The organism is Demequina sp. (assembly GCA_024707205.1).
Classification (GTDB): domain Bacteria; phylum Actinomycetota; class Actinomycetes; order Actinomycetales; family Demequinaceae; genus Demequina.
Genome location: JANQAD010000001.1, coordinates 854,821 through 873,038, shown reverse-complemented (window position 1 = coordinate 873,038; position 18,218 = coordinate 854,821). Strand labels below are relative to the sequence as shown.

The window sequence follows — 18,218 nt, the reverse complement described above, 5'->3', positions numbered from 1 at the left end:
AGCGCCCCAAGCAGCACGAGCGCGGGCGCGAGGAATGCGAGCGCAACGAGCGGCTGGCGGCGGCGCGACCGGGAGGGCGATTCGCCGCCCTCCCGGGAGCCGCCGCCGTCCGTTCGGCGGTGGCCGTCATCGGAGTGAGCCGCCCACTCAGTACGCGGCCGCCGCGGCGTCCTCGAGCGCCTGCTGGGTGCCGGCGATGTCGTCAGGGTTCTGCAGGAAGTCGATCATGATCTGCCAGAAGCCCTGACCCGTGGTGCCGCCGAAGGCACTGGGGGTGAGGTCGGACATGTCGAAGCGGAAGGTCTCTGCTCCAGTGAGCGCCTCGGCGATCTGCCGTGACGTGTCGTCGGGGTACAGCGAGGTGTCGACTCCCTTGTTGGGGCTCGTGATGCCGCCGAGCGGCACCCACACCTCCGCTGCCTCGGGCGACGCGAGGTAGGACATCAGCGCCTCCGTGCCCGGGTCCGAGTTGAACTGCACGGCAACGTCACCGCCACCGACCACCGCCGGCGCGGAGTCGTTCACGGACGGGAAGTCGAAGAACAGGGCGTTCTGCCCCACCACGGAGTTGCCGTCCGCGGTGATGTTGCCCGCGACGAAGTCGCCCTCAAAGACGGTCCCGGCCTTGGGATCCGCGCCGAACACCTCGGTCACCGATTCCGGGAACGTCCGCTGGGCGGCGCCGGGCTGCACAACGTCGGACCCGAAGAGCCCGGACAAGACGGTCAGCGCTTCCTTCACGGAGTCGTCGGTCCAGGGGATCTCGTGCTTCGTGAGCTGGTCGTACTTCTCGCCGCCAGCGGTCCGCAGGTACACGTTCTCGAACCAGTCGGTGAGCGGCCAGCCAACGTCCGCGCCGATCGAGATGCCGGAGTAACCGGAATCCTGGACAACCTGCAGCTGCGCCATGAAGTCGTCCCAGGTCTCGGGGACTTGGGCTCCAGCCTGATCCCAGATGTCGGCGTTGTACCAAACCGTCGACTTGTTCGACGCCTTGAACCAGACGCCGTACATGGTGCCGTCCACGCTGCCAAGGTCGATCCACGAGTCCGAATAGTTCTCGTGCACCTTCTCGGAGGTCGCGTCGCCGAGCGGCTGAATCGAACCGTCGCCCGCGTACTGCGTGAGCAAGGCCGGCTGCGGAAGCAGCGCCACGTCTGGCGGGTTGCCGCCCTCGATCTGGGTCCCGAGCGTCGTGGCGGCCTGGTCGCCAAAGCTCGTGTAGTTGACGGTCGCGCCCGTCTCGTCGGAGAACTGCTTGAGCACCTGCTCAAAGTTCTTCTGCTCGTCACCTGACCATGACGCGGAGACGTTGAGCGTCACTCCGCTGAGGTCGGTGCCTTGCGTCGTGCTGCCGGGGGTCGCGCTCGTCTCGTCTCCAGACGACGAGCACCCGGCCACTATCAGGGCTCCGGCAGCCACCATGGCAGCCGTGCCAAGCCCGCGGTTCCACCGAGCAAACATCGGTCCCTCCTTGGGGGTGTAAGGAGGCACGTGCACCCATCTGAGGAGCGCCTTCGCGCCTCGTCGGTAACCGCGCGCGCGCAACTTGTGGTTGCGTGTGCGGTCTTTCGACCATACCCCGATTTGCGTAGATAGTCCTATTCGCGCAAATCGGCCTCACGTGCCATTCGAGCCAGGCGCGGGAGGGCATGGCTCAACTGCAGTCATGTCTGGCACGCTATGTGCCATGCCTGAGACGCCCCAGGGCCCCGAGTACTACAGCCCGCCAAGCGAGCCGACGCCCACGCCCCCACCGCCGCCGTCCATTTCCGACGCCGCGAACCAGTGGACGCTTCAGCAGCAAGGCGTAGAGCCGTCGCAGAACCCGCCCCTCGCCCCGCCGGCGCCGTACGGCTACTCAACCTCGCCGTCGGGCAGCCAGAAACAGGGTCTAGCAATCACGGCGCTGGTCCTGGGAATCGTGGGACTGGTCAGCGGCTGGCTGCCAGTGTGGGGCGTGCTGGTTGGCGTGCTCGCCGTTGTGTTCGGTGGGTTCGCGGTTGCGAAGAAGCAGAGCAAGCCCATGGCGATCTCGGGGATCGTGATGGGCGTGGTCAGCATCGTGATGTCGGCGATCGTGCTGGTGTTCATCGTGATCGGCATGCGCGCGTATGAGGACGGCGCCGACGACTGGTTCACGTACGGCCCGGTCGCTAGCGGGGGCGAGATGACGCTGGGGCCGGAGCCGGTCGATGGCGGCCTCGCGGTCGCGGACTACGCGTTCGCGCCCAACTCGTGGGACGAGGGCACCACCTGGTTCGTGGTGATCCTCGACAACCCATCGTCGAACCCGTACCCATCCGCGCAGCTGACCGTGAATGCGCTCGACGCAAGCGGGAACGTCATTGACAGCTATTGGACGTACCAAGCGCTGCCGAGCGGAGAGTCCGCGATCGCGGGCTCGTTCTATGAGCTCGAGGGGGCCGAGGTCGACACGCTGCAGGTGGTGGGGCCCGACGCCAACGGGCTCGCGAGCGAGCCGGCGAGCGGCACCCTGACCGTCTCGAACATGACGGCAACGAGCGACGACCTCTTCACGACCGTCACCGGCACCGTCACGTCGAGCTTCACCGAGGAGGTCCTGAGCCCCACGGTGACGGTGGTCGCGCGCGACGCGAGCGGCGAGATCATCGGTGCGGCGCCGGGATGGAGCGACACGCTCGATCCGGGGCAGTCCGTGCCGTTCGACGCGATGTTCTACGAGGTCATGCCCGAGGGCACGGTGTACGAGGCGTACTGGACGTCGTACTAGATGGTGGCTCCGACGGGCGTCGATCCCGTGACCTCACGATTTTCAGTCGTGCGCTCTACCAACTGAGCTACAGAGCCGTGCGGGTTGCCCCGCTGACACGAAAGCCCCTTACGAATAAGGGGCCTCGCACCGCGACCCTGACGGGACTTGAACCCGCGACCTCCGCCGTGACAGGGCGGCGCGCTAACCGACTGCGCTACAGGGCCATTGCTCTAATTGAGCAAGAGCAAGTGTAGACCATCCACACTCACCCTTCGTACCCCCAACGGGATTCGAACCCGTGCTACCGCCGTGAAAGGGCGGCGTCCTAGGCCACTAAACGATGGGGGCTCCGCGGCGGTTGCCCGCCAGGACCCGCCAATAGTACCGGTGACGAGGGGGGATTACCCAACCGCGGCGTCGGGCCGGGACAATGGGGTCATGGTGGAGATGTCGCGGGAGGATTTCGAGGCCGCGGTGGACGACGCGCTCGCGACCATTCCCGATGAGCTGCTCGACCTCGTGGACAACGTGGTGATCCTCGTGGAGGACGAGCCTGCTGGGCCGGAGAAGGACCTGCTGGGGCTCTACGACGGCATCGCGCTCACCGAGCGCGGCAACTACGGCTTTGGCGAGATGCCGGACCGCATCTTCATCTATCGCGGCCCCACGCTGCGCATGTGCCGCTCCGTCGAGGAGGTGCGGGACGAGGTCGCGATCACCGTGGTGCATGAGATCGCGCACCACTTCGGCATCGATGACGACAGGCTCCACGAGCTCGGCTGGGGCTGACGGGGGCGGTGGCGCGGCCGCGGTTTCGTCGTCGGCTGCCCGCCGCCTCCTCCTGCTGAAATGGGCGCTCAGGTCGTCGAAACGCGCGATTCGTGAACCTGAGTCTCCATTTGGGGAGTCGCTGGTAGCCGGGACGTGCCGGGGCAGCAGCACCCGCCCCGCGCCCGCCCCGTACCCGCTCCGCGCCCGCCCCGCAACCACTCCCGTCGGGGCGTAGAATTGTTCGTCTGACCAGTTGGTAACCGCCGCAAAGGAGCGCGCCATGACCTCTCAGATGCCCGACGCTGACAAGACTTTCGCCCCCATGACCAGTTTTGGCCCGGTTCCGGATGGCTGGCTGTGGGGCACAGCGACCGCCGCGCATCAGATCGAGGGCGGCAACACCAACAACGACTGGTGGGCCTGGGAGCACACCCCCGGCAGCGGTTGCGCGGAGAGCTCCGGTGATGCCACCGACTCGTGGCACCGCTGGTTCGAGGACCTCGAGCTCGTCAAGAAGATGGGCCTCGACTGCTACCGCTTCTCGATCGAGTGGAGCCGCATCGAGCCCGCGCAGGGCGAGTTCTCGATCGCCGCGCTCGAGCACTACCGCCAGATCATGCTGGCCGCCCACGAGATGGGCCTCAAGACGTCCGTCACCTTCCACCACTTCACCACGCCGCTGTGGGCCACCGAGCAGGGCGGCTGGACCAACCCGGAGATTGTCGACTGGTTCGTTCGGTTCTGCGACATCGCCGTGCAGCACCTCGGCGACCAGATCGACATCGCCGCGACCTTCAACGAGCCCAACGTGGTGGCGATGGCCGGCTACATGCAGGGCTTCTTCCCGCCGGGGCTCAACGGCGGCGTCGAGCCGTTCCGGGCGGCCACGGAGAACATGGTCGCCGCCCACAAGCGCGCCGTTCCCGTGCTCAAGGCGGGCCCAGGCGACTTCCCCGTTGGCCACACCCTGGCGATAAGCGACGTGGTGGTGCACGCGGACGGCGATCCCAACTCCGAGGGCGTCCGCATCATGGACGCACCGGTCGACGACCCCGCGAACCCGTTCCCGTGGCTCATGGCCGGCGTGTGGCTCGATGCCGCGAAGAGCGACGACTACATCGGTGTGCAGACCTACTTCACCATGCACTTGGGAGCGGACTTCCAGGAGCTCCCAAAGCCCGCCGACTGGCGCGTCACCCAGATGAACTGGACCTTCACCCCGAGTCGCTTGGCATGACCGTGCGCCAGGCATACGGGGTGGCGGGCGTCCCGGTGATCGTCACCGAGAACGGAGTGGCGACCGAGGACGACGCGGAGCGCATCGAGTACTACTCGCGATCTCTCGCGGCCCTGCGCGCGGCGATGGACGACGGCGTGGACGTCCGCGGCTTCTTCGCGTGGAGCCTCCTCGACAACTTCGAGTGGGCCGAGGGCTACCGGCCCAAGTTCGGGCTCGTCGCGGTTGACCCCGTCACCTTCGCCCGCACCCCCAAGCCCAGCGCCGAGTGGTACGCGGGGATCGTGGCCGACTCGCGCCGCTAGCCTTGAGCGCGTGACCGACAACTCCGCACGCCAGAACCTGCCCTCGGGCGGTCGCTTCGAGGACGTCTACGGCTATTCGCGCGCCGTCCGGGTGGGAAACCAGATTGCGGTGGCTGGCTCCTGCTGCCGCGATACGGCCATCGACGGCGACGCCTACGAACAGTCCAAGGACGCGTTCGCGGTGATCGAGGGCGCGCTCAAGCAGGCAGGCGCGGGGCTTGAGCACGTGATTCGCACCGTCACGTTCGTGACCGATATCGCGGACATGGACCTCGTCGCGCGCGCCCACCGCGAGGCCTTTGACGCTATTCGTCCGGTCGCGACCATCGTCCAGGTCGCCGCGCTCGCGGACCCGCGGTACAAGGTGGAGATCCAAGTGGACGCGATCGTCGCTTAGGCGAGCAAAGAGGCCCGACGCTACCCAAGCGTCGGGCCTCTTGCCTTGCCTCTAGCTCTCGTCGCCTTCTATGAAGGCGGGCGTGGCAGGGGTCTCGACGGCGCCTCCGCGCAGCCGGGCGATCCAACCGAGCCCGTGGTAGATCACGAGGGCCGCGATGGTGCCGAGCGCGATGCCGTTGAAGAGCATCGAGCCGAGGTGCGCGGTGTAGTCGGCGGTGCCGACGATGAGCGCAACGGCCGCGGTGACGAGGTTGATGGGCTGCTTGAAGTCCACCTTCGCCTCAACCCAGATGCGCGCGCCGAGGACGGCGATGAGGCCGAACAGCAGCGTCGCGAGTCCGCCGAGCACGCCTACGGGCAGTACCGCGACGAGCGCTCCGAACTTGGGGCACAGGCTGAGTACCAGGGCGAACACCGCGGCGGCCCAATAGGCGAGCGTCGAGTACACGCGCGTCGCGGCCATGACGCCGATGTTCTCCGCGTACGTGGTGGTGCCGGAACCGCCGCCGAGGCCGGCGACCGTGGTGGCGAGGCCGTCGGCGAGCAGCGCGCGGCCGGTCTCGGGGTCCAGGTTGCGGCCCGTCATCGCGGACACGGACTTCAGGTGGCCGATGTTCTCCGCGATGAGGATGATCACCACGGGCACGAACGCCATCAGCACGGAACCGTCGAAGCGCGGGGTGTTGAAGGTGGGGAAGCCGAACCAGTCGGCGGCCCCGATGACCTCGGTGGCCGTCTTGCCGCCGTGCGCCGCGAGAGGTGCGGACCATTCGCCGCGAAGCGCCGAGAACACGATGCCGATCGCGGCGCCCACGATGATCGCGATGCGGCTCAGGAAGCCCTTGAACACCACCATCGCGAGCAGCACCGCGGAGAGCGTCACGAGGGCCGTCCACGGGCTTGCCGCCCACATGTTCTTGGCGGCGCCCGCGAGGTTGAGACCGATGAGCGCCACGATGGAACCGGTGACGATCGGGGGCATCGCCACGTCGATCCAGTGGGTGCCCCAGAGGTTGACGATCACGCCGACGATCGCCAGCAGCACACCGGCGAGGAGAATCCCCCGAGGCCCTTGCCGATCGTCTCGGCATCGAGCGGCCCATTCTCAGCCGCCACTCCGGCCGCTGCGAGCGGCGCGATGAACGCGAAGCTGGAGCCGAGGTAGCTGGGGACCCGGTTGCGGGTGATGAGCAGGAACAGCGCGGTGCCGATCGCGCTGAAGAACAGCGTGGTTGCCGCCGGCATGCCGGTGATAGCAGGAACGACGAGAGTCGACCCCATCATCGCCAGCACGTGCTGCGCGCCGATGCTGAGGGTGCGTGGGTAGGTGAGGCGCTCGTCCGGGGCCACCGCCGCGTCGGGGGCGATGGCTCTGCCGTCGCCGTGGAGGGTCCAACTGAACAGACTCATGCGTGCTCCTTTGCACACGAGAGGAACCCCGCGCAATCGCGCGATTGCAGGGACTCTAGCGACAGGTGCGGGTTGCGCGCGCGGGATAAACGTCCCTGGTCAGTGGGCGCGTGCGGCCGCAGCCGCGGCTGGGAACCGGATTGGCGCCGAGCCTCGCCTTAGCCGCCGTGTGGGTGCGAGGCCCAGGCGGACTCGACCATCTCGCGCACGGAGTGCGAGTTCTTCCACTCGAGGTCGTCGGCGGCGAGGTCGCCCTTGGCGACGATGCGCGCGGGGTCGCCCGGGCGTCGGGGCCCCTCGACCGGGACCAGCGAGGTGCCCGTGACCGCCACGATCGCGTCCACGATCTCCCGCACCGACGTCCCGGCGCCGGAGCCCAGGTTGTACACCGGCGCAAGCGGGCGTCCCGCCGCGAGCATGCGCGCAGCGGCCACATGCGAGTGCGCGAGGTCGCTCACGTGCACGTAGTCGCGGACGCACGTGCCGTCCGGGGTGTCGTAGTCCGTGCCGTTCACGACCGGCGCGATGCCAGCCTCGATGGCCGCGAACACCTTGGGGAACAGGTTGTGGGGCGAGGCGTCCCACACGTCCCGGAAGCCGGATCCCACCACGTTGAAGTAGCGCAGCGACGTCGCGGCGAGCGGGGTGTCGCTGCCGGCCAACGCAGTCACCTGGTCGCGAATGAGCCACTCGCCGATGAGCTTGGACTCTCCGTACGGCGACTCGGGAAGCGTGGGAGTCGACTCGGTGACCACGGCAGAGGACGGAGTCCCGTACACCCCGGCGGAGGACGAGAACACGAGCAGGCCCACGCCCGCGACCGCCATGGCCTCGAGCAGGGACCGGGTCCCGTCCACGTTCTGCTGATACGTGTGCAGCGGGTACTTCACGGACTCGCCGGCGAACTTGTACCCAGCGCAGTGGATGACTCCTTCGACGTTGTGTTCCACGAGCGCGGAAGTGACGGTGTCCGTGTCGAGCACGCTCGCTCGCACGAAGGGCGCACCCACCACGAATGACTCGATCCCCGTTGACAGGTCATCGAGCACCACCGGGGACATTCCGGCCGCGTCCAGCGCGCGCACCACGTGCGTCCCGATGTACCCGGCACCGCCCGTGACCAACCAGCTCATGAGTCCACCTTAGGTTTCTCGAGGGATCAGATGTCTCGGTGCGCGCCGTCCGAGGGCACCACCGCGAAGCACCGCGGGTCCCGGAAGCCGGCCGCCCTGAAGTCGGCGGTGACCTTGGCCGCGATCTCGCCAACAGCGTCGGCCGCTACCAGGGCGATCGCCGAGCCGCCGAAGCCGCCGCCCGTCATGCGCGCGCCGATCGCGCCGTGGCGCACGGAGGACTCCACAGCGAGGTCGAGCTCCGGGACCGAGATCTCGAAGTCATCGCGCATGGACGCGTGGGACGCGAGCAGCAGGTCGCCGATCGCCTGCGGCCCCTCGTCGCGAAGCGTGCGCACGGTCGCGTCCACGCGCGCCGACTCGGTCACCACGTGACGCACCCGCCGGTAGGTCTCCTCATCGAGCACCGCCTCCGCGCGCGGGAGGTCCTCTTCGAGCACGAACCGCAGCGACGGCACATTCAGCAGCTCGGCGCCGCGCTCGCACGAGGCGCGGCGGTCGCCGTAGCCTCCGGTCGCGTGCTCGTGGCTCACGCGAGTGTCCATCACGAGCACGGCAAGGTGCTCGCGGTCGAGGTGGAGGGGCACAGACTCGGCGACCTCGGTGCCGCAGTCGAGGAACACCGCGTGGTCCTCCTCGCCCAGCAGGGACGCGGTCTGGTCCATGATTCCCGTGGGCGCGCCGACGGCGACGTTCTCTGCAAGCCTGCCCGCGCGGGCCAGCGCCACGCGGTCCAGGCCCAGCCCCCAGAGGTCGTTGAGCGCCACCGCCACCGCGCACTCGATCGCGGCGGATGACGAGAGACCGGCGCCGAGCGGCACATCGCTCGTGAGGTACAGATCGAGGCCCGACGCTGTGGCCAGTGTGGCCGCCGCCTCGCCTCCGTCTGGGTGCAGGAGCGCCCACGCGACCCCCAGCGGATACGCGGACCAGCCGTCGAGGGCATCTGGAGAGAGGTCGTCGATCGCGATGACCGCCTCCCCCTCGACTGTCTCTGACCGCACCCGAAGCATGCGGTCGTCTCGGGGCGCCACGGCGCAATAGGTGCGGCGGTCGATCGCGAACGGCAGCACCAGCCCGCCGTTGTAGTCGGTGTGCTCGCCGATGAGGTTCACGCGACCGGGGGCCGACCAGACACCGCTCGCCGGATGGCCGTACGCGGCCTCGAACATCTCGCTCGCTCGCTGCGCTGCGTCGGGCATGGGGTCCTCACTCGTGCTTGCGCGAGGGCCTTTCGCCCGCGCCTCCATCAATGTTACCGTGAACATTGACGGGACGGTGTGTCGCGGCCCCAGCGGGTCATGCGATAGCGTCGCTCCTGCTTTACGCGAGAGTTGTCGTACTAGTCTTGCCGCGGAGGGTGGAGTGCCGAAGCAATCGCGTGGTCCAAGCATGCACGACGTCGCCGCGCGCGCCGGCGTCTCCCACCAGACCGTGTCCCGCGTTCTCAACGACTTCCCCGGGATCCGGCCCGCCACCAAGGACCGGGTTCTCGCCGCCATCGATGAGCTTGGCTATCGCCGCAATCTGGCGGCCCGCACGCTCGCCACCGGCAAGTCGCAGGCCATAGGCGTGCTCGCGCCGGAGACGCCCAATTACGGACCCATGGCGACGCTCTACGCCACGGAGCGCGCCGCGGTGCGCGCCGGCTTCCACCCGCTCATCACCACCGTGTCGCACGAGCCCGCCGCCGTCATGGAGGGCCTCGACTTCCTGTTGGGCCGCTCGATCGACGCGCTCGTCGTGGTGGCGCAGAGCCCGCACGTCACTCAAGTGGTGCAGTCGATGAACACCGGCATTCCCTTCGCGTTCGTGCTCACGGGCCACCCGACCGTCGGCAGCGCCGTGGCGGTGGATCAGGTCGCGGGAACGCGACTGGCGATGGAGCACCTGTTCGCCCTCGGACACCGCGAGTTCCAGCACGTATCGGGGCCATCCGGCTTCACCGAGGCCGACATGCGCCGCGAGACCTTCCACGCCTTCCTCGCCGAGCACGGGCTGTCCGCACACCCGGATCTCGAGGGCGACTGGACTGCGGAGTCTGGCTTTAAGGCCGGCCTGCGGATCGCGAGCGAGGCGACCGCCGTCTTCTCGGCCAACGACCAGATGGCGCAGGGCGTCATGCATGCGCTGCGCGGCCGCGGGCTGTCCGTGCCGCTCGACGTGAGCATCGTCGGCTTCGACGACATCCCCGAGGCGGCACACTTCTATCCGCCGCTCACAACCGTGCACCAGGACTTCTACGGCGCGGGCGAGCAGGCCGTAGCGATGCTCGTCGCGCGCCTCACCGAACCGGCCACGGTTGCCCCGCCTCCGCTGCGCCCCTGGCTCGTGGAGCGCTCCTCGACCACGCGCCCCAGGGGCTGATTCCAGGACCGTTGACTCTTGTCACCTGCGTGACTGCGTCATATGTTAGCGTTAATATCCGATCACCGAATTCGGCAAAGGGGCCACGATGGTTGAACCAAGAACCGCCTACGTCATCGGCGTTGACTTCGGCACGCTCTCCGGGCGTGCGCTCGTTGTGGACGCCGCCGACGGCACGGAGCTCGCGAGCGCGGTGTACGACTACCCGCACGCGGTCATGGACGCCACCCTCGCGGCCACGGGCGAGGCGCTCCCCCGGAGTGGGCGCTCCAGGACCCCAACGACTACCGCGAGGTCCTGCGCCGCGCGGTGCCCGACGCTGTGGCCGCCGCGGGCATCGACCCCGCCTTGGTCGTGGGGATAGCGACCGACTTCACCGCGTCCACGCCGCTGCCGGTGCTCGCCGACGGCACGCCCCTGTGCGAGGTGCCGGGCCTCGAGGGCCGCCCCCATGCCTACGTGAAGCTCTGGAAGCACCACGCCGGCCAGGGCCAGGCTGATCGCATCAACGCGATCGCAAGGGAGCGCAACGAGAGCTGGCTGCCGCGCTACGGCGGCTTCATCTCCTCCGAGTGGGAGTACGCGAAGGCGCTCCAGCTGCTCGAGGAGGATCCCGAGATCTTCGAGCGCATGGACCACTGGGTTGAGGCCGCGGACTGGATCATCTGGCAGCTGTGCGGCGAGTACGTTCGCAACGCGTGCACGGCCGGCTACAAGGGCATCCTCCAGGACGGCGCCTACCCCAGCCGCGAGTTCGAGGCTGCCCTCAACCCCGCCTTCGCGGGCTTTGCCGAGACCAAGCTTGCGCATCGCATCGGCCAACTGGGCGAGCGCGCCGGCGGGCTCACCGCGGAGGCCGCCGGGTGGACTGGACTACGTGAGGGCATCGCCGTGGCGGTGGGCAACGTCGACGCCCACGTCACCGCGCCCGCAGCAAAGGCCACCGAGCCCGGCCAGATGCTCGCGATCATGGGCACCTCGACGTGCCATGTGATGAACGGGGATCACCTCGCTGACGTGCCCGGCATGTGCGGCGTCGTCGACGGCGGCATTCTCGCGGGCTTCTATGGGTATGAAGCGGGCCAATCCGGCGTGGGCGACATCTTCGCCTGGTACGTCAAGAACCAGGTGCCCGGCCGCTACTTCGAGGCGGCCGAGAAGGCGGAAACCTCCGTCCATCAGTACCTCACCGACCTCGCGTTCGAGGAGGAGATCGGCGCCCACGGGCTTGTGGCCCTGGACTGGCACAACGGCAATCGTTCGGTGCTTGTCGACACCAGTCTCAGCGGGATCTTCGTGGGCCAGACCCTCGCGACGCGCGCCGAGCAGGGCTACCGCGCGCTTCTCGAGGCCACCGCCTTCGGCGCGCGCACCATCGTCGAGACATTCAACGCCTCCGGCGTCCCCGTCACCGAGTTCGTGGTCGCGGGCGGCCTGCTCAAGAACCCCCAGCTCATGCAGCTCTACGCCGACGTGCTGAACCTGCCCATCTCCACGATCGCCTCCGAACAGGGCCCCGCCCTCGGAAGCGCCATCCACGCCGCCGTGGCAGCGGGACTGTACCCGTCCGTCGGGCAGGCGGGGGAGGTTATGGGAAGGGTGACGCGCGCCGCCTACCTTCCGCGGCCCGACGCTGTGGCCAAGTATGACCGTCTCTTCGCCGAATACCAGGTACTTCATGATTACTTTGGCCGTGGGACCAACGACGTGATGAAGCGACTCAAAGCCATCCGAAGGGAGGCGCACGCATGACCGCGTTCACCGAGGCCCAAGAGGCGGCCATCGCCGCGAGCCGCGAGAGGGTCGCATCGCTCCACAACGAGCTGGTCCGCTACGGGCTGGTGGTGTGGACGGCGGGCAACGTGTCCGAGCGCGTGCCCGGCACCTCGCACTTCGTCATCAAGCCCTCCGGAGTCGACTACGACGAGCTGGCCCCGGACAACATGATCCTGTGCGACCTTGACGGCAACGTCATTCCGGGCACCCCGGGCTCCGATCGCTCTCCAAGCTCCGACACCGCGGCGCACGCCTACGTCTACCGCACCCTCCCGCGCGTTGGCGGAGTGGTGCACACGCACTCGCCGTACGCGACTGCCTGGGCCGCGCGGCGCGAGCCGATCCCGTGCGTCATCACCGCGATGGCCGACGAGTTCGGCGGCGAGATCCCGGTGGGTCCGTTCGCGATCATCGGGGACGACTCGATCGGCCGCGGGATCGTGGCCACTCTCGAGGGTCACCGCAGCCGCGCGGTGCTCATGGCGAACCACGGGGTCTTCACAATCGGCAAGGACGCGCGCGACGCGGTCAAGGCCGCCGTGATGTGCGAGGACGTGGCGCGCACCGTGCACCTCGCGCGCCAGCTGGGCGATCCCGTCCCCATCGACCCCGCCGCAATCGACTCGCTCTTCGACCGCTACCAGAACGTCTACGGACAGCAGCCCCAGGGAGGCCTCAAGTGACAAGCATCGTTCCCAATCTCGCCGAGTATGAGGTGTGGTTCCTCACCGGAAGCCAGACGCTGTACGGCGAGGAGGTGCTCAAGCAGGTCGCGGAGCAGTCGCAGCAGGTGGTGGAGCTGCTGCGCGCCTCCGGGGATGTTCCGGTCACGATCGTGTGGAAGCCCGTGCTCATCAGCCGCGACGGCATCCTGGACGCCATGGTGGAGGCCAGCGCCGACCCCAAGGTCATCGGCGTAATCGCCTGGATGCACACGTTCAGCCCGGCCAAGATGTGGATCTCCGGGCTCAACGCGCTCACCAAGCCCCTGCTGCACTTCGCCACCCAGGCGAACCTCGAGCTGCCGTGGGCCACGATCGACTTCGACTTCATGAACCTCAACCAGGCCGCGCACGGCGACCGCGAGCACGCCTATATCGAGACGCGACTCGGCATTCCGCGCGTGACCGTGGTGGGCCACGCATCTTCGCCCGAGGTCAGCCGACGCATCGGCACCTGGGCGCGCGCAGCGTCGGGCATAGCGGCGGCCAAGTCACTCAAGGTGGCGAGGTTCGGCGACAACATGCGGTTTGTCGCGGTTACCGAGGGAGACAAGACCGAGGCCGAGGTGGTGCTCGGCACCCAGATCAACACGTGGGGGAGTGAACGAGTTGGTTGCGCGGGTGGACGCCGTGGGCGACGCGGCGATCGACGCGCTCATCGCCGAGTACCTGGACTCCTACGAGGTGGCGCCGGAACTGCTTCCCGGTGGTGAGCGGCACGAGTCGCTGCGATACGCGGCCGCGATCGAGGCGGGCCTGCGGGGCTTCCTCGAGGAGGGCGGCTTTGGGGCCTTCACGGATACGTTCGAGGATCTTGGCGAGCTGCGCCAGCTCCCGGGCCTCGCGGTGCAGCGCCTCATGGCGGACGGCTACGGCTTCGGGGCCGAGGGCGACTGGAAGACCGCGATCCTCGTTCGCCTGTGCGCCGTGATGGGCGCGGGGCTGCCAGGCGGCGCGAGCCTCATGGAGGACTACACCTATCACCTGGTGCCCGGAGAGGAACTCTCGCTCGGGGCGCACATGCTCGAGGTCAACCCCGCGCTGTCCTCTCGCAAGGCGCGGCTGGAGATCCACCCGCTCGGGATCGGCGGCAAGGAGGACCCGGTGCGCCTGGTCTTCACGGCCGACGCTGGGCCGGCCGTGGTGGTGGCGCTCAGTGACATGCGGGACAGGTTCCGCCTTGTGGTGAACGAGGTGGACAACGTCGAATTGCCGGAGCCGATGCCTAACCTGCCCGTCGGTCACGCGGTGTGGAAGGCGCGCCCGGACTTCCCCACGGCGGTCGCCGCTTGGCTGCAGACGGGTGGCGCTCACCACACGGCGATGAGCAACCAGCTCGACGTGCAGGTGATCAAGGACTTCGCGCGGATGGCGGGAATCGAGTTGCTGGTCATCGACGCGGACACCACCCTTGAGGCATTCGAACAGAAGATCCAGTGGAACTCCGCCTACTACGCGTTCGGGGGTCGTTGATCCCCCCGACGGGAAACACCTACCTTTGGTAGGTTTTCCATCGTCGAGCGGTTCCGGCCGCTCGACGACCCTTCCTGCGACGGACCCCGCTCATCCAGTTGAGCGGGGTCCGTTGTCGTTCAGGGCAGGGAGAGCCCCGTGAGTCGCTCGAGTTCAGCGACGAGCGCCGCCCGCGACCGCGCGTCCCTCACCGCGGGGTTTGGCTCGTGCACCTCTCGCCGCTTCACGTAGCGGCCCGATGCTGTGGCCGCCTCATCGTCGGACGTCGCCAACCACACCTGAGTCTCCGCGCCATCCTCCACCTCGTCCCACGCGTTCGGCCCTCCGAGCTGGGTCTTGATCCAGCCCGGGTCCACCGCGTTGATGATCGCCTCCGGGTGCCGAGCGGCTAGCTCGAAGGCGAGCATCGAGTCGTGCAGCTTGGAGTCGCTGTAGGCCTGCATCCCATCCCATGGCCGCGACTCCCACTGCAGGTCGTCTGGCCGCCACACGCCCTGGGACTCGAGGCCGGAGGTCAGATACACCATCCGCCTCGCCACCGACATGAGCGCGGTGACCACGAACGGGCCAACGACGTTCGTCTGGAAGATCTTCTCGAGCCCGTCATCGGTGAGGGTGCGCTCGCGGGCGCCGCCGCCCAGCCCTGCGTTGTGAATCACGACGTCGAACGGGCCAAGCGCGTCGGCCGCCTCGGCGGCCTCCCTGGCACCCGAGAGGGAGGCGAGGTCGCCCGCGACGGCGCCAACAGCGTCGGGCAACTGGGACAGGGCCGCCGCCGCGCGGGCCTCGTTGCGGCCGTGCAGCACCACCTCGTTGCCCATCGCGATGAGCTGCCGCGCGCACTCGGCGCCAATTCCCTGGGCCGAGCCCGTGATGAAGATGCGAGACATGCGCTCATCCTCGCATCGGGCCCCCCGTAGTCTTTCCCCATGGGAATTGCCGACGAACTCCTCGCCAACAACAAGAACTACGCGGCGCAGTACATCCCGGACCGCCCGCTCCCGCCGCGCCGCAAGCTCGCCGTGGTGACGTGCATGGACTCGCGCCTCGACACGTTCGCCGCGCTTGGCCTCGAGATCGGCGACGCGCACATCATGCGTAACGCGGGCGGCGTGGTGACGGACGACGTCATTCGCTCGCTCACCGTCTCGCAGCGCAAGCTGGGCACGCGCGAGATCATCCTCATCCACCACACCGACTGCGGCTCACTCACGTTCACCGACGACCAGCTGCGCAACCAGTTGCTCGAAGAGACTGGACTCAAGCCCACCTGGAGCCCCGAATCCTTCAAGGACCTGGACGCCGACCTGCGGCAGTCCATGGAGCGCGTGCGCCGCTCGCCGTTCCTCGTGGACACCACCCAGGTGCGCGCCTTCGTCTTCGACGTCCACACGGGTGAGCTGCGCGAGGTTCTCTAGGCCTCCACGAGCTCGCTTTCCTGTCCGACGCCCTGGCTGGCCACCGCGTGGCCGTCGCCGGCGCTTGCATTGTCATCGATGTCGAGGTGGGGCAGGATGCGGTCCAGCCACGCCGGCATCCACCAGTTCGCGCGGCCGAGCAGCCGCATGATCGCGGGCACGAGCACCACGCGCACGATGAACGCGTCGACGAACACGGCCACCGCGAGCCCAAGGCCAAGGAGCTTCATGATGCGCGAGTCGGAGCTCACGAAGGACCCGAACACCACCACCATGATGGATGCGGCCGCGATGATCACGCGGCTCACCTCCGCTAGCCCGCGCCGCACGGCCACGGCGTTGTCCTTGGTCCCGTGGTACAGCTCCGCGATGCGGGACACGAGGAACACCTGGTAGTCCATCGACAGCCCAAAGAGCAGCGCGAACAGGATCAGCGGGGCGAACGGCTCCACCGGGCCGCCCTCGCCGATGCCGATGAGCGAGTGGCCCCAGCCCCACTGGAACACGGCAACGATGACGCCGAACGCCGCGAGCGCGGAGAGCAGGTTCATCGCCGCGCCAACGAGCGGGAGCGTGACCGAGCGGAACGCCACGGTGAGTACGACCATGGACAGCCCAATGACGATCGCGAAGAACAGCGGGAGGGAGTCGGCGATCGCGTCGGTGAAGTCGAGCTGGCCCGCGACCGATCCGCCAACGTGCGCGGCCACGTCGGCCTGAGGGATGTAGGTGTCGCGCACGCGCTCAACGAGGTGCTCCGTGGCCACGTCCTGGGGCGAGGTCTTGGGCACCACCACGAGCATCTGCGCGCTGCCGTCACCGTTGGGGATCGGCCCCTGCACGGAGGCGACGTCGGAGTCGCCGCCGATCTTCGTGGCGAGGCCCGTCAGGTCGTCGCCCTTGGCCACCACCACGAGCGTGCCGTTGACGCCGGGCCCAAAGCCCTCGGCCACGATGTCGTAGGCGGTGCGCGTGGTCGCGCCAACGGGGTCGTTGCCCTGGTCGGCGTTGCCGAGGCGCAGGGAGAACGCGGGGATCGCGAGCAGCCCAAGCACCGCGAGCGCAGCGAGCGACGTCACCAAGGGCCGACGCTCCACCAGGTTGGCGAAGCGACCAGGCTTGGGAACGGCGTCGGGCACAAAGCCGGTCTCGGCGAGGTGCGCGCGCTCGCGGCGGCTAAGCACGCGGTGCCCGTACAGCGTGAGCAGGGCGGGCACGAGCGTGATGGACGCGGCAACGGAGAACGCGACCGTGATCGCGGCGGCGATCGCGAGCGAGGACAGGAAGTGGATCTGGGGCACGAACATTCCGGCCAGGGCGATGAACACCGTCAGGCCGGCGAACACCACCGCGCGGCCGGAGGTGGTCACGGATGCCCGCACGGAGTCGCGAACTTCCCGGCCCGCCTTGAGGCCAAGGCGGTGGCGGTTGACGATGAACAGCGCGTAGTCGATGCCGATACCGAGGCCAAGGAGCACGGCGAGCAGGGGAGACGACGTGGACTGCGGGTCGAGGTTCGAGAACAGGCTCAGCGCCGCAAGAGCGCCCGTGAGCGCGACGATCGCGGAGATCAGCGGAACGGTCACGGCCATGAGAGAGCCGAAGGCGATGAACAGGATGACGCCCGCGATGGCGAGGCCGATGAACTCCCCGACGCCCACGGTGGGATTGGTGAGGCGGCTCGCGGGCTGACCGGCGACGCCGACGGTTAGCTCGTCGGAGTTCGCGGCGGCGACGATGGCGCCCACCTTCTCGACGTCCTCGAGCGGCAGGTTGTACGCCTGGTCGTCGTAGTGGATGGTGGCGATCGCGATGGTGCCGCTCGGCGAGACCTGGCCAACAGCGTCGGGCGCGAAGGGGCTCACGACCCCGGTGACGTGGTCAACCTTGGCGATGTCCGCGAGCACGGCCTCGATCTCGCCTTGCGCCTCGGTGATCGAGCCGGAGGTCACCTTGAACGCGACCGTGTCGGTGTCGCCGGCGGCGGCAGGGAAGCTGGCGCGCAGCGTGTCGAGCGCGGACTGCGAGTCACTGTCTTTGAGCGCGTAGGTGTCGCGGATGTCCTGGCCAACGGCGGCGACGAGAGCCTGCAGTCCGATGACTAGGACGATCCAGCCGAGCAGGACCGCCAGTGGGCGGCCGGTTGAGAAGCGCGCGATGGCCTTCATGGTTTCTCCCCTGTTAGTTTTACTGAACGACCGTTAAGATGGTTCCAGGGCCGATATTGACACGATAACTAAACGTTCGTCAAGCGAAAGTTTGGTGACGTGCACTGGAGGATGAGGGCATGACCACGGAAGCGCCCGTCGACGCACGGCGAACGGACACTAGAGCGCGGATCGTCACCACGGCGTCGGGCCTGTTCGCGGAACGCGGTTTTTCAGGCACGTCGATCCGTGACATCTCCGACGCCCTGGGCCTCACCAAGGCCGCGCTCTACTACCATTTCGCGTCCAAGGACGAGATCCTG

At 68.2% G+C, this 18,218-nt stretch carries 13 protein-coding genes, 3 tRNA genes and 3 pseudogenes; 10 read left to right on the top strand and 9 right to left on the bottom strand.

From position 1 onward, the window contains the following. Positions 1-147: 147 nt before the first annotated feature. Complete coding sequence (locus NVV57_04470) at positions 148-1,464, bottom strand: ABC transporter substrate-binding protein (GenBank protein ID MCR6711978.1); 1,317 nt, start codon at positions 1,462-1,464, stop codon at positions 148-150. A 226-nt stretch (positions 1,465-1,690) separates the two neighbouring features. Between NVV57_04470 and NVV57_04465 the strand changes: the two genes are divergently transcribed. Beyond that, entirely contained in the window at positions 1,691-2,755 is a 1,065-nt protein-coding gene (locus NVV57_04465; protein MCR6711977.1) for a DUF4190 domain-containing protein, read from the top strand. 1 nt (position 2,756) lies between these two features. Here NVV57_04465 and NVV57_04460 read toward each other — a convergent pair. The 3 genes from NVV57_04460 to NVV57_04450 all read right to left on the bottom strand — a co-directional run bounded on the left by NVV57_04460 (position 2,757) and on the right by NVV57_04450 (position 3,085). Further along, a tRNA-Phe gene (locus NVV57_04460) sits at positions 2,757-2,832 on the bottom strand. A gap of 55 nt (positions 2,833-2,887) precedes the next feature. After that, positions 2,888-2,961 (bottom strand) — tRNA-Asp (locus tag NVV57_04455). A gap of 51 nt (positions 2,962-3,012) precedes the next feature. After that, a tRNA-Glu gene (locus NVV57_04450) sits at positions 3,013-3,085 on the bottom strand. Positions 3,086-3,175: 90 nt separating this feature from the next. Between NVV57_04450 and NVV57_04445 the strand changes: the two genes are divergently transcribed. From NVV57_04445 to NVV57_04430, 4 genes are all read left to right on the top strand, one after another. Then, the gene (locus tag NVV57_04445) at positions 3,176-3,526 is read left to right on the top strand and encodes a metallopeptidase family protein (GenBank protein ID MCR6711976.1); all 351 of its coding nucleotides are present in this window, start codon (positions 3,176-3,178) and stop codon (positions 3,524-3,526) included. A gap of 262 nt (positions 3,527-3,788) precedes the next feature. Then, positions 3,789-4,745 carry a family 1 glycosylhydrolase gene (locus tag NVV57_04440; GenBank protein MCR6711975.1) on the top strand — a complete coding sequence of 319 codons (957 nt, stop codon included), beginning with the start codon at positions 3,789-3,791 and terminating at the stop codon, positions 4,743-4,745. Continuing rightward, complete coding sequence (locus tag NVV57_04435) at positions 4,742-5,050, top strand: family 1 glycosylhydrolase (GenBank protein ID MCR6711974.1); 309 nt, start codon at positions 4,742-4,744, stop codon at positions 5,048-5,050. Before NVV57_04440 ends, NVV57_04435 begins: the two co-directional genes overlap by 4 nt. Positions 5,051-5,060: 10 nt before the next feature. Then, positions 5,061-5,447, top strand: a complete 387-nt coding sequence (locus NVV57_04430) for a RidA family protein (GenBank protein MCR6711973.1) — start codon at positions 5,061-5,063, stop codon at positions 5,445-5,447. 51 nt (positions 5,448-5,498) lie between these two features. Here NVV57_04430 and NVV57_04425 read toward each other — a convergent pair. From NVV57_04425 to galK, 3 genes and pseudogenes are all read right to left on the bottom strand, one after another. Next, positions 5,499-6,859: pseudogene (locus NVV57_04425) on the bottom strand (nitrate reductase). Positions 6,860-7,017: 158 nt separating this feature from the next. Then, a complete protein-coding gene (galE, locus tag NVV57_04420; protein ID MCR6711972.1) occupies positions 7,018-7,992 on the bottom strand; it encodes a UDP-glucose 4-epimerase GalE in 975 nt (324 codons plus the stop codon). Positions 7,993-8,018: 26 nt separating this feature from the next. Continuing rightward, complete coding sequence (gene galK, locus NVV57_04415; protein ID MCR6711971.1) at positions 8,019-9,164, bottom strand: galactokinase; 1,146 nt, start codon at positions 9,162-9,164, stop codon at positions 8,019-8,021. 220 nt (positions 9,165-9,384) lie between these two features. Between galK and NVV57_04410 the strand changes: the two genes are divergently transcribed. The 4 genes and pseudogenes from NVV57_04410 (at position 9,385) to araA (ending at position 14,330) form a co-directional block, all read left to right on the top strand. Continuing rightward, positions 9,385-10,359 (top strand): LacI family transcriptional regulator, encoded by a 975-nt coding sequence (locus NVV57_04410; protein ID MCR6711970.1) that lies wholly within the window; start codon positions 9,385-9,387, stop codon positions 10,357-10,359. Between the two features lie 88 nt (positions 10,360-10,447). Then, positions 10,448-12,111: pseudogene (araB, locus tag NVV57_04405) on the top strand (ribulokinase). Further along, positions 12,108-12,818: an L-ribulose-5-phosphate 4-epimerase gene (locus tag NVV57_04400; protein ID MCR6711969.1), complete on the top strand. Its 711-nt coding sequence runs from the start codon at positions 12,108-12,110 to the stop codon at positions 12,816-12,818. Before araB ends, NVV57_04400 begins: the two are co-directional and overlap by 4 nt. Then, positions 12,815-14,330: pseudogene (gene araA, locus NVV57_04395) on the top strand (L-arabinose isomerase). The gene NVV57_04400 and the pseudogene araA overlap by 4 nt, the downstream one beginning before the upstream one ends. A 119-nt stretch (positions 14,331-14,449) precedes the next feature. On the opposite strand, the gene NVV57_04390 reads toward araA, so the two are convergent. After that, positions 14,450-15,220 carry an SDR family NAD(P)-dependent oxidoreductase gene (locus NVV57_04390; GenBank protein ID MCR6711968.1) on the bottom strand — a complete coding sequence of 257 codons (771 nt, stop codon included), beginning with the start codon at positions 15,218-15,220 and terminating at the stop codon, positions 14,450-14,452. Between the two features lie 39 nt (positions 15,221-15,259). Here NVV57_04390 and NVV57_04385 point away from each other — a divergent pair, with 39 nt between their 5' ends. Continuing rightward, positions 15,260-15,748 (top strand): carbonic anhydrase, encoded by a 489-nt coding sequence (locus NVV57_04385; protein ID MCR6711967.1) that lies wholly within the window; start codon positions 15,260-15,262, stop codon positions 15,746-15,748. Here NVV57_04385 and NVV57_04380 read toward each other — a convergent pair. Then, entirely contained in the window at positions 15,745-17,916 is a 2,172-nt protein-coding gene (locus tag NVV57_04380) for an MMPL family transporter (GenBank protein MCR6711966.1), read from the bottom strand. The genes NVV57_04385 and NVV57_04380 overlap by 4 nt on opposite strands. Between the last annotated feature and the right edge of the window lie 302 nt (positions 17,917-18,218).